Origin of the sequence: Halomonas sp. FeN2 (genome assembly GCF_020595105.1) — a bacterium.
Classification (GTDB): Bacteria; Pseudomonadota; Gammaproteobacteria; order Pseudomonadales; family Halomonadaceae; genus Vreelandella; species Vreelandella neptunia.
This window is the reverse complement of sequence record NZ_CP074200.1, coordinates 1805960-1817760: the sequence shown is the minus strand read 5'-3', so window position 1 is coordinate 1817760 and position 11801 is coordinate 1805960. Positions and strand designations below refer to the sequence as shown.

Sequence of the window (11801 nt, the reverse complement as noted above, 5' to 3'; positions counted from 1 at the left end):
TAGCGTTAATCAAACAATCATAATAAGAGGAGTGCGATATGCCAGATGCATTAACGTTGCCACCGCAGCAGGCGCTGGTGGCTGGAGAGTGGGTGAACACCACCACAACGCTACAGGTGGAAGCCCCAGCCAGTGGCGAACCGCTGACCCGTATTGCCCGTTGCCAAGTAGACGACGTAGCGGCGGCGGTACAGGCCGCACGGCGGGCCTTTTCTGGCCAGCTAGGCGAGTGGGCCCGGTGGTCTGCAAGGCAGCGCAGCGAATGGTTGCTACGCTTTGCAAATATTATCGAGGCGCATCACGAGCAACTGGCACAGCTTGAGTGTGCTGATACCGGGAAGCCCATGACTCAAGCCAGGGGCGATATTGGTGCCTGCGCACGCTACTTTCGTTTCTATGGCGGGGCGGCGGATAAACTTCACGGTGAAACCATCCCCTTTGAGACAGACTTCGCGGTCATGACTTTGCGTGAGCCCTACGGCGTGTGTGCGCAAATTATTCCCTGGAACTATCCATCGCAGATCTTCGGGCGCTGTGTGGCCGCGGCGTTGGCCGCGGGTAATACCGTTGTGCTCAAGCCTGCAGAGGATGCCTGTTTGAGCGTGCTACGTTTAGCGGAACTGGCAGTGGATCATGGCCTTCCGGCGGGTGCACTCAATGTGGTGCCAGGGCTTGGTACTGAAGCGGGCGCTGCCCTTGCTGCCCACCCAAATATTGATCATCTCTCCTTTACCGGCTCGCCAGAGACCGGCACCCGTGTCGCCCAGGCGGCCGCGCAGCACCATGTACCCGTCACCCTGGAACTTGGCGGCAAATCTCCTCAGTTAGTGTTTGCAGATGCGGATCTTGATGCCGCGCTGCCCGCAGTAGTGCGCGGGATTATCCAGAATGCCGGGCAGACCTGCTCCGCAGGCAGCCGTTTGCTGGTGCAGCGGGAGATCGCTGAAAGCGTAGTCGCTAACCTCTGCGAGCGCTTCGCTGCCCTGCGCTGTGATGCCGGCGAAGCGGACGCTGACTGCGGCCCACTGATCAATGCACGTCAAAAAGCCAAGCTGGAAGCGCGCTTGGCGGCCGCCGAAGCTGACGGTATTCGCGTGGCGGCAAAAGGCCAATTAGCGGCAAGCGCGCCAAGTGGTGGCCACTTCGTAGTGCCTCAACTACTCACCGATATTCCCGAAGGGCATGAAGTGCTTCAAGAAGAGTTGTTTGGCCCAGTGCTGGTGGTGCAGGTGTTTGAGGACGAAGCGGAAGCGCTGGCGCTGGCTAATGCCACCGATTTTGGCCTCTGTGCCGGTATTTGGACGCGCGATGGCGGCCCTCAGCTCCGTTTGGCCAAAGGGATTCGCAGCGGTCAGGTATTCATCAATAACTACGGCGCCGCCGGCGGTGTAGAGCTACCATTTGGTGGCGTTGGCCGTTCCGGGCACGGTCGGGAAAAAGGCTTTGAGGGCCTGCGAAGCTACACACGAATCAAAACAGTGGCGATCAAGCACGACTAGCACCTATTTCACAAGAATGGCCGGTGCATACAAATGGAGCGCTAACAATGACAACAGCAACGACAACCGCAATGAAAACATCTCGCCAGGTAGGTCTCGTCGGCGTCGGCCTGATGGGTCATGGGATCGCCAGCAGTCTCCTACGCGCAGGCCATCAGGTTAGCTTTCTGAATCACTCCGGTAACCAGCCAGCAGATGACCTACTGGCAGCCGGTGCCAGCGCGCTGAATACAGGACGGGAGGTGGCCCAGAGCGCTGAGGTGGTGATTCTGTGCGTCACCGGCTCGCCTCAAGTAGAAGCCGTACTGTTTGAATCCAACGGCGTATTAGCGGGGTTAAAGCCCGGTTGTGTCGTGGTGGATTGCTCCACCGCGCTGCCCAGCTCAACCGAAAAAGTCGCTGCTCGCGTGACTGCTGCGGGCGGGCGCTTTATGGATGCCGCCATGACGCGCACCCCCAAAGAGGCAGCTGAGGGGCGGCTTAACTTGATCGTCGGCGCGCCGAAGGCGCTGTTTGATGAAACGCTGCCACTACTGCAGAGCTTTGCTGAAAACATTGCCCATGCGGGCGATGTTGGCGCGGGGCACACCCTTAAGCTGCTGCATAACTTTGTCTCTTTGGGCTTTTCGGCCGTATTGGCTGAGGCCACGGCTGCATCTCGCAAAGCGGGTATCAGTGATAGTGCATTGCTAGAGGTACTGGGAGCCGGTGGCGGTGGTGGGGTCGTGCTCGAGCGGCTACGCCCCTACATCGCTGACAATGACCCTTCAGGGTTTAAGTTTAGCGTTGCCAATGCCAGCAAAGACCTGGGTTATTACCACACCATGACCGAAGATCTCGCCGTAGAGGGAGGTATCGCCGAAGCCGTTCACAACCTGTATACATCGGTTGAAGATCAAAGCCTTCCAATACCCGCGCTAATCGGTGTGCTTGAGCGGCGTTAAGGTAGAGAATGACTCAACCGTTGTTATCTCTACTGGCCTTTCCATACGCCGCCAAAAACACATCCACGGCGCTACTGATCTGGCGGTGAAGCTCCTCATCGCTGGGCGATTGACGTACACCCATGCTGACTTCTGTGACCAGCATACCTTGCCACATGCTGCACAGTTGGTCGGCGGCAAGGGTGTGCGCACCAAGCGTTAAATGCCCGGCGTTGGCCAGTCTTTCTAGCTTTTCCTGTAGCCATTGTTGCATGGCCCAGGGGCCTGCCTCGAAATAAGCCTTTAACAGCTCCGGGTACTGCTCGCCCTGGGCGCTCATTGCTCGCTCAACCGCCAGCACCTGGGGCTCTAATAAAAAGCGTACTAGGCTAATGCCGACCTCAATCAGCGATTGGCGCACTGCCTCGTGGGTGTCGGGCAGCTTATTTAATCCGTTGCGGATGGTCTCAGTTTCGCGGCGTATCACACTGCCAAACAGTGCCTCTTTGGTCACAAAGTGGCCGTAGACTGTAACTTTGGAAACCCCCGCTTCTCGGGCAACGGCTTCCATCGTTACCCCCTCTAAGCCGTGGCGGAAAAACAGACACGCCGCCGCATCCATCATGGCATTCCGTTTAGCCATATCCTTGGGGCGGCCAGCGCGGCGCTTTGGTTGAGGCGATGTAGGTTGAAAATCTGTCATGCGATGCAATCCATGCTCATCGAGCAAATAAATATTGAACGTACGCGTACAAATATTATAGTGAACGGTATCGTTCAAGAATAAACCATTTCGAGGCCATTATGGGTAGGTTATTAGCGTCTTCTTGGCGCCTCCGACTGGGCGGCACGCTGGCGGTGCTGTTGATGCTAGGTGCCACACTGGCGGCGGTGTCTTTCCTCTCCAGCCAGCACAGCAGTGCTCAGCAGGCCCACGAGCAAGGCTCTGATAACGCCCTGCTCCAGGTGGCGACAGTGGCCCTGGAGCAAGCCGAGCAACTGCAGCGAGATGTGCGCTTAACCGGTCGTGTGGTGGCGCGCCAGTCGGTATCGCTGGCGTTCGAACCCGCGGGGCGGGTTAGTGCTGTATCAGTAGACAGAGGCGATGCGGTTGAACAGGGGGATGTGCTTGCCACGCTGGATACCCGCCGATTGGAAAGCCGCTTAGCGGAGGTAGCTGCACGCAGTGAAGAAGCTCGTGCCAGCCTCGCCCTGGCTCAGCGCCAGGAGGAGCGTGAAGCACAGCTCAACCAGAATAACTTTGCCAGCCGCACGGCGCTGGATCAGGCCCGGACAGATCGACTCACCCTCCAGGCTCGCCTGGCGGCGCTAGCAGCCGAGCGCGATAGCCTTACCGCCGATTTGGATGACAGCACGTTAAAAGCGCCCTTTGCGGGGCGAGTGATTGAGCGCCATATCAGTGTCGGCAGCTTGGTGAGTAGCGGCACTACCGCTTTCGATCTTATCGACGTCGAGCAGTTAGAAGCGCATCTTGGCCTACCCGCAGCGCTGGCCGCGACGTTTGCTCCTAATGAGGCCGTTGAGCTGATGGTGAATGGTGAGGACGTCAGCGGCGAGGTACGTGCCCGGCTCCCTCAAGTTGATAGCGACAGCCGCACCCAGACGCTGGTGGTGTCACTGGAAGCCCCAGACCACGCCGTGCCCGGCGATCTGGCCGAACTGCGTTACACGATCACAGAGCCCGCAAACGGCTACTGGGTGCCGTTGGATTCTCTACAAGCCGCTGACCGTGGCCTGTGGAACGTATTGGTGGCCGAGCCGTTAGAGAACGATCACTACCGTGTGGCCCAGGCCAGCGTAGAGCTACTGCATAGCGAAGGCGACCAAGCCTTTGTGCGCGGCACGCTGGCGCCGGGCATGCGGCTGATTACCGGTGGTACCCACCGTGTAACGCCGGGCCAGCAGGTCACGCTAAGCGAGGAAGTGACCCATGAAGCGCCTTGAGTGGTTATTTAACCGTCGACTGTTAGCGCTCGCCCTGGGCCTTCTCATTGTCGCTGGGCTGTCGGCCATTCAAACGCTGCCACGCGCGGAAGACCCCCATTTAGTGGCGCGCATGGCCACCGTGCTGGCGCCTTTTCCTGGTGCGACCCCGGAGCAGGTCGAAGCGTTAGTGGCGCGTCCCATTGAGGATGAGCTGCGCACTATCGCTGAGATTAACGTGCTGGAATCCACCTCACGCCAAGGCATTGCGGTGATTAGCCTTGAGCTTGAGGACGAAGTGACTAACGTGACGCCGGTGTGGAGCCGCGTACGTGACAAGCTGGCTGATGTCGCCCCGACACTGCCTGACGGCGTGCAAACGCCGGAGCTGCTGGATGATCGAGGCTACGCCTTTAGCATCGTGGCCGCACTGCGCTGGACACTCGACTCCCCACCCAATGCCCAACTGATGGAGCGCTACGCCGAGCGCTTGGAAGCAGCGTTTAGAAACGTCCCTGGCACGGAGTATACCCACCGCTTTGGCGTGGCGGGGGAGCAGGTAGAGGTAAGGGTTAACCCGCTTGAACTGAACGCCTTGGGGCTCTCCGTAGGGCAATTAGCGGCCACGATTGAGGCAAGCGATGGACGACGTACCGCAGGTGAAGTGGTCACCGACGGCCACCGGCTGACGGTGGGGCTAAGCGGTGAGTTTGATGCGCTCGATAGGCTGCGCGAGATAGAAGTGGCAACTCGGCAGGGGCACACCGTAAGACTTGGCGAGTTGGCTGAGCTACGCCGGGGCGTGCAAGACCCGCCAGCCGCGGTGGCACTGCTTAACGGCGAACGAGCGGTGTATGTCGGCGCACGCATGGCACCCGGTCAGCGAATTGATAGCTGGGTGGAGAAAGCCCAGCAGCAGTTGGCGGTGTTCGCCGATGAGTTGCCTGTCGGTATCGCGGTTGAAGAGGTTTTCGAGCAGGCCAGTTACACCAACCAGCGCTTAAGTGACGTGGCTGGCAGTCTACTGATTGGGCTAGTGCTGGTGGTGGCGATTCTATTTCTGACCATGGGCTGGCGCTCGGCGGTGACGGTGGGGTTGGCGATTCCCGCCACGGCCCTGCTCACCCTGGCGTTCTTCAAGCCGCTGGGTATCGATATCCACCAGATGAGCATTACCGGCATTATCGTGGCGCTGGGGCTAATGGTCGACAATGCCATTGTGATGACCAACGCCCTGCGCGAGCGTTTTTTGAAAGGTGATTCAGCGCTTGCGGCTACCCGGGACACGCTGCGCCACTTAGCGGTGCCGCTGCTGGCCAGCACCTTAACCACCATATTGGCGTTTATGCCGATTGTGTTGATGCCTGGCCCAGCGGGGGAATTCGTAGGGCCCCTGGCCATGGCGGTGATGGTCGCGCTGGTAAGTTCTTATCTGGTTTCGTTGCTGCTGGTGCCTGCGCTGTCACCCATGCTGTTAGCCAGGGTCGCTGATAAACCACCAGCGCCTCGAAATAACGGCGTCAGTGGCATGCTCAAGCGCGGCTTCCGCCGTACGGTACGCAGCGCGCTGCGTCACCCCTGGGCCGCCATGATCATCACCCTGTGCGTGCCAGTGGGTGGCATGGCGTTGATGCCCACGCTGGACGTGGCGTTTTTTCCTCCTGCCGACCGCGACCAGTTTCACATTGAGGTGCGCCTGCCCCCCGCCAGCAGTATGGCCAACACCGAAGCACTGGCCCATGAAGTCGATGCCATGATTCGTGAGCTGCCGGGCATCGCCCGCGTCTCGGCGTTTGTAGGTGAAAGCGCGCCAATGATGTACTACAACGTGCTTACCAATGAGGATAACAACCCGGCATTTTTGCACCTGATTGTGGACACAGCGTCTTTACAAATCACTAACCAACGGGTGCCCGCCTTACAGCAGGCGCTCGATCGGCGTTTCCCCCAGGCCCAAAGCGTAGTGCGCAAGTATGAGCAGGGGCCGCCGTTTAAAGCCCCCATTGAACTACGTGTCTATGGTGATGACTTAGCAGTGCTTTCATCGCTGGGCCTTGAGCTAGCGGGCCTAATGCATCAACTGCCTCAGGTGACCCATGTGCGCGCTGGCATGCAGCGTGATTTGCCCAGGTTAACCCTGGATATCGACCACACCGCACTGAGTGATGTGGGGCTAACGCCGCAGCGGCTAGCGGAACAAGTGGGGGCCGCGCTCTCGGGGCAATCGGCCGGCATGCTGCTGGAGGACACCCAGCAACTGCCGGTGCGGGTGCGCTACGCCGATGAGTGGCGTACTAACGCTGAACAGCTGGCGGCGCTACGCTTGGTCAGCGACCAAGTGGCTGAGGGCCTGCCACTGGCGGCGGTGGCAGAGGTGTCGCTCACGCCTGCCTGGAGCGTGATTACCCGGCGTAACGCGGAGAGGGTGCAGTTGGTACAAGGGTACCTGGTGGCCGACGCTCTTCCGGCGGTCTCCATGGCCCAGCTGGATGCCAAGGTTCAGGCGGCGTTGGCGTCGGGAGCGTTTCAATTGCCTCCAGGTTACCGAATCGAAACCGGTGGTGAAGCCGCCGAGCGAGATGAAGCCGTGGGCAAGTTGCTTGCCTCGGTGGTGCTGTTGGTCATCGCCATGGTGGCCACCGTGGTATTGGCATTTAACTCTTTCCGCCGTGCCGCCATCGTATTTATTGCCGGCGCCCAGGCGATGGGTATGGGCATTGTGGCGCTGCTACTAAGCGGACATGCGTTTGGCTTTGTGATTATCGTCGGCATTATGGGGCTGGTAGGGGTAGCGATTAATGCCACCATTATCATTATTGCCGCCTTTGATGACGATGAAGCCGCCCGCCGAGGCGATATCGATGCCATGCTAGCGGTGATCAGTGGCCCCACCAGCCGGCATATCGTTTCGACCACGGTCACTACCTTTGCAGGCTTAATTCCGCTGATGTTGGCTACCGGCGGGCTATGGCCCCCGTTCGCGCAAACCGTTGGTTTTGGACTACTCTTAGCGACGCTGGTGTCGTTTTTCTTTACCCCCGCCCTTTATCGGCTATGGGTATCGAGACCTGCTGACGTTTAGCACCATAAGCGCACAACTATTTTACCAGGATGAGTCAATAGACCGTATCAACAATCGGTCAAAAACAACCGTCATAACCGACGGCTACAGCGGTTTATCGCGTGGCGAAAAGCCCATGTGGGAGGCCAATTGATTGGGCGACGGCGGCGATAGCCGCCCTTAGACTGCCGGGGCAACGGTGCCCCTATCATCACGAGCTAAAGCTCCCTCCCACTAGTCAAGCTGCCCTTAGCCTCCTCAGGTTGGCAGCTTGAACGTTTTGGTGGTTTTAGCCTATAGCTGATTAAACCCGGCGAAGCAGGCTTAAGCCGGGTCGCGATCTATAGCAAACGCTGACCATGCCTGACGAACGGTCATAATTTCCAAACGATTGATGTTGATATGGGCGGGCAGCGTGGCCAAGTAGTAAAGCTGCTCGGCAATATCTTCCGCTTGAAGTGGCGTCGTACCCCGGTAAAGTGCATCCGAAGCGGCCTGGTCGCCTTTCGTTCTGACCAACGTGAACTCGGTTTCTGCCATGCCGGGCGCTAGATCAGTGACCCGCACGCCAGTACCTAATAGATCACAGCGCAGGTTATAGCTGAACTGTTGAACAAAGGCTTTCGATGCGCCATACACATGCCCGCCTGGATACGGCCACTGACCCGCCACCGAGCCGAGATTGAGAATACTCGCGCCTTTACCGGTTTTCAGCAGCAGCGGCAGCGCCGCGTGTGTCACATTGACCAACCCGGTGATATTGGTGTCGATCATGGTGTGCCAATCCTCCAGCGCCACCTTTTGCGCCGGTTCCGGTGCTAACGCTAACCCTGCATTATTAATCAGGCAGGTGAGCGGCAGAAACTCCTCTGGCAGATCACTAATCGCCGCTGTTACCGCGTCACTGTCACGGACATCCAGCGCCAGTGTTAGCACGGGCACCTGCTTGGAAAGCTCCTCCTCAAGTGCTTTGAGGCGCTCTACGCGTCGCCCGGTTAAAATCAATGACCAGCCCGCTTTGGCAAAGCGCTGGGCAGCCGCTTTGCCAAACCCTGACGTCGCTCCGGTAATAAGTACGCTAGGCATTGCAATCTCTCCACGTTATTCAAGCTATTTAAAGGCAAATAATTAAAGGCGATGGGCGCGTTCTTACATCACTGTAAGCAACGCTGGTTCAAGCCTTTAGGGCCAGTTCGTGCCTGTTACTGTGACATCGCTGTTTTCCAATGCGCCTGTCCCGTTGGCACGTAACGACTGGCCCTACAGCCTAACCGGTTGACTCACTAGGCTGGCAAGCACGCTTTTTCTTAATGGATTAATTAGGGTGCTTGCTATGAATACCAATATTGCCGCTTCACATCCACCCGAAAGCGGTGTGGATAATACTTATGTACACACCTTAGACCGCCAGTATGTGTTCCACTCCTGGGCCCAGCAAGGCAGTTTAGACCCTATGGTGATTGCAGGGGCTGAAGGGTGTCGCGTGTGGGACTATGTGGGGCGCTCGTATCTGGATTTTAGTAGCCAGTTAGTCAATACCAATATTGGCCATCAGCACCCCAAGGTGGTAAGCGCGATTCAAGCCCAGGCCGCAAGCCTGTGTACCATTGCCCCAGCCCATGCCAACCTAGCCCGGGGCGAAGCGGCCAAACGTATTATCGCTAAGGCGCCCGCTGGGTTTAGTAAGGTGTTCTTCACCAATGCGGGCGCGGATGCCAATGAAAATGCTATTCGCATGGCGCGTCTTTATACCGGGCGAAGCAAAATCCTTTCCGCCTACCGCTCCTATCACGGCAATACCGGTTCAGCGATTGCCGCCACCGGCGATTGGCGGCGTGTGCCCAACGAGTATGCCAGCGGCCACGTGCACTTCTTCAACCCTTACCTCTATCGCAGCGAGTTTTGGGCACGCAATGAAGAGGAGGAGTGTGATCGGGCGCTGCAACACCTGCGCCGGGTGATTGAGTGCGAAGGTGCTAATGCGGTCGCGGCCATCCTGTTGGAAACCATTCCCGGTACTGCTGGCGTGCTGTTACCCCCGAAGGCGTATCTTCAGGGGGTTAGAAAACTCGCCGATGAGTTCGGTATTGTACTGATTCTCGATGAAGTGATGGCTGGCTTCGGTCGCACGGGGCGCTGGTTCGCCTTTGAGCATTACGATATGGCGCCGGACTTAATCGTTTTCGCCAAAGGGGTGAACTCGGGCTATGTACCCGCCGGGGGCGTGATTATCTCTGAACCCATCTCACGCTATTTCGATGACCACTTTTTTGTCGGCGGCCTAACATATTCCGGCCACCCGCTGGCAATGGCGGCGATAGTCGCGACCCTGGATGCGATGGAAGCTGAGGGCGTGGTTGAAAACGCTGACGCGGTGGGTAATGGCCCGTTAGCCGCAGGCTTGCAACAGCTTGCCGAGCGCTATGCCATCATCGGTGATTGGCGGGGTGTTGGTGTGTTTCATGCTTTGGAGCTTGTCAGCGACCCGGTTTACAAAACGCCACTGCCAGGAGCGGAAGTATTAAAACTCAAGCAGCAATTAATGGAAAACGGGCTGCTGGTCTTTACCGTAGAGAACCGCCTCCATGTGGTGCCGCCGTGTATCATAACGGCCGCTGAAGTAGAGGAGGGATTAGCCATCTTAGATCGCGTGTTGAACAACTATACGGCATCACGCTAGATGATAGGTTAAGTACTCAGGGCGTTATCGTAGGCGAGGCCCAGGCGCTGTATGCCTGGGTCGATACGCTCTCTTTCAATCGCACCAAACCCTAAGCGGAAAAAGCGCCGCGGCGGGGCGGCATCGAAGAAGTGCTGGAAGCCGGGTTCAATCAGCACACCCCGCTGTGCGGCATGCCAGGCTAGCCGCTGAGTATCGATGCTAGCATCCGCTTCCATCCAGAAGGCGCTGGAGCGATTGCTGCTATGGCTGAGGCAGCCGGGCAAGGCCTGATCAATGGCAATGCGCATCGCGTCCCGCCGCCGGTCGATCTCCTCTACGTGAAGTTTGAGGTAGCGCTCGTAATAGCCTTGAGAAATAAACTGTGCCAGCTGGTGTTGTAACGCGGCGGGTGGGTGTCGGTACATCATGCGGCGCAGCGCTCGCAGCTCGTCGATCACTTCGGCATCGGCTACTACATAACCCATGCGCAGCCCCGGCGAGAGTGCTTTGGATAAACTGCCCATGTAGATGATTCGCGCGCTCTGGGCACTGGCTTTGAGCGCTGGCAGCGCGAACTGGTCGCCATGAATCTCAGCGTCGTAGTCATCCTCAATCACGATTTGGTCGCGATGGGGTAGCTGGGCCAGCAATGCCTCGCGCCGCTCGCGGCTCATGGTCACCCCTGTGGGCACCTGATGACTGGGCATGACGTACAGATAGTCACACTGCTGAGACCCCTCAAGGCGCATGCCTTGCGTATCCATGGTTTGGAATTGCAGGCTGGCGCCGCGCTGGGCAAATACATTCATTGCCTCGCGGTAACCGGGAGATTCCAGGGCTACGCGGGTGCCCCGATGGCAGAGCAGTTGTGCGATCAGATAGAGCGCATTTTGCGTTCCCATGGTAATCAAAATCTCTTCTGAGCGAGCAAAAATTCCCCGGCGCGGCAAAATACGTTTGCGCAATTGCTCAATCAGGAGCGGGTCGTCCTGGTCAATACGGTCGCGCAGCCAGGGTTTATCGCGTTGCGAACTCAATAAGCGCCGAGAAACATCGTGCCATTGGGCTAACGGAAAGAGTCGCGTATCTAACTGGCCGTAAATAAATGGATAGGCATATTCTGACCAGTTACTGGGTTTGAGGATGCCTTGGAAGTCTGTAGGGCGCTGAATAATCCGCTTGCGCCAATTTAGTGCGGTTGTCGCGTCGTCATTTAGCTCAGGTAACCCTGATAAGTGCGACGTTAATGGGGAATGCCCCTCGTTATAGTCAGGGTGCAAAAAATACCCACTTCTTGGGCGACTAATCAGATAACCATCTTCGACCAGTTTTTCATAAACGATCGCCACCGTATTACGCGAAATACCCAGCTGTTGCGAAAGCTTGCGGCAGGAGGGCAGCGCATCTTCGCTAGGTAAACTCCCCATGCGAATCGCTTCCAGCAGCGTTTTGCGTAGCTGTTCTTGCAGGCACGGGCCAGCGTTAGGGTCGACCTCAAGACACAGCGTTGTCATGCACATCTCCTCTTCAAAATCCTGGCTGTATAGCTCATTCACTCAAGCACCTCTCTAACGGAAGCATCTTTCGTGCCAGTTCTCATGTCGGCAATGGCTAGCGGTAACTGTCCTTTTAATTTGCGCTAACTGGCTCTAATCGCTGAGAGGATAAAAATCTAGGGTGAAGTCAGCTTCTGCATATCGCCCAACTGTTTG

8 protein-coding genes are annotated in these 11801 nt (G+C 57.7%); 5 read left to right on the top strand and 3 right to left on the bottom strand.

The annotated features are described in order from the left end of the window. The first annotated feature begins 38 nt into the window (after positions 1 to 38). Positions 39 to 1499: an aldehyde dehydrogenase family protein gene (locus KF947_RS08415; RefSeq protein WP_227405957.1), complete on the top strand. Its 1461-nt coding sequence runs from the start codon at positions 39 to 41 to the stop codon at positions 1497 to 1499. 71 nt (positions 1500 to 1570) lie between these two features. After that, positions 1571 to 2443, top strand: coding sequence for an NAD(P)-dependent oxidoreductase (locus tag KF947_RS08410; protein WP_223288577.1), 873 nt, complete (start codon positions 1571 to 1573; stop codon positions 2441 to 2443). Positions 2444 to 2456: 13 nt separating this feature from the next. On the opposite strand, the gene KF947_RS08405 is transcribed toward KF947_RS08410, so the two are convergent. Continuing rightward, complete coding sequence (locus KF947_RS08405; RefSeq protein WP_223288464.1) at positions 2457 to 3125, bottom strand: TetR/AcrR family transcriptional regulator; 669 nt, start codon at positions 3123 to 3125, stop codon at positions 2457 to 2459. A 101-nt stretch (positions 3126 to 3226) separates the two neighbouring features. On the opposite strand from KF947_RS08405, the gene KF947_RS08400 reads away from it, so the two are divergent. After that, positions 3227 to 4387, top strand: coding sequence for an efflux RND transporter periplasmic adaptor subunit (locus KF947_RS08400; RefSeq protein ID WP_227405956.1), 1161 nt, complete (start codon positions 3227 to 3229; stop codon positions 4385 to 4387). After that, entirely contained in the window at positions 4374 to 7448 is a 3075-nt protein-coding gene (locus KF947_RS08395; protein ID WP_227405955.1) for an efflux RND transporter permease subunit, read from the top strand. Before KF947_RS08400 ends, KF947_RS08395 begins: the two co-directional genes overlap by 14 nt. Positions 7449 to 7751: 303 nt before the next feature. Here KF947_RS08395 and KF947_RS08390 read toward each other — a convergent pair whose 3' ends face one another. Next, on the bottom strand, positions 7752 to 8513 hold the full coding sequence (locus tag KF947_RS08390; RefSeq protein ID WP_227405954.1) for an SDR family NAD(P)-dependent oxidoreductase: 762 nt from the start codon (positions 8511 to 8513) through the stop codon (positions 7752 to 7754). Between the two features lie 247 nt (positions 8514 to 8760). Here KF947_RS08390 and KF947_RS08385 point away from each other — a divergent pair, with 247 nt between their 5' ends. Beyond that, positions 8761 to 10107 (top strand): aspartate aminotransferase family protein, encoded by a 1347-nt coding sequence (locus KF947_RS08385; RefSeq protein ID WP_227405953.1) that lies wholly within the window; start codon positions 8761 to 8763, stop codon positions 10105 to 10107. Between the two features lie 8 nt (positions 10108 to 10115). Here the strand turns inward: KF947_RS08385 and KF947_RS08380 are convergent, their stop codons facing one another. Beyond that, positions 10116 to 11645, bottom strand: a complete 1530-nt coding sequence (locus KF947_RS08380) for a PLP-dependent aminotransferase family protein (RefSeq protein ID WP_227405952.1) — start codon at positions 11643 to 11645, stop codon at positions 10116 to 10118. Positions 11646 to 11801 lie beyond the last annotated feature (156 nt).

Bases quoted from the DNA above. Each gene is read 5' to 3' on its own strand.
- KF947_RS08400 (WP_227405956.1), top strand. From the start codon at position 3,227: ATGGGTAGGTTATTAGCGTCTTCTTGGCGCCTCCGACTGGGCGGCACG.
- KF947_RS08385 (WP_227405953.1), top strand. From the start codon at position 8,761: ATGAATACCAATATTGCCGCTTCACATCCACCCGAAAGCGGTGTGGAT.
- KF947_RS08415 (WP_227405957.1), top strand. From the start codon at position 39: ATGCCAGATGCATTAACGTTGCCACCGCAGCAGGCGCTGGTGGCTGGA.
- KF947_RS08390 (WP_227405954.1), bottom strand. From the start codon at position 8,513: ATGCCTAGCGTACTTATTACCGGAGCGACGTCAGGGTTTGGCAAAGCG.
- KF947_RS08395 (WP_227405955.1), top strand. From the start codon at position 4,374: ATGAAGCGCCTTGAGTGGTTATTTAACCGTCGACTGTTAGCGCTCGCC.
- KF947_RS08410 (WP_223288577.1), top strand. From the start codon at position 1,571: ATGAAAACATCTCGCCAGGTAGGTCTCGTCGGCGTCGGCCTGATGGGT.
- KF947_RS08405 (WP_223288464.1), bottom strand. From the start codon at position 3,125: ATGACAGATTTTCAACCTACATCGCCTCAACCAAAGCGCCGCGCTGGC.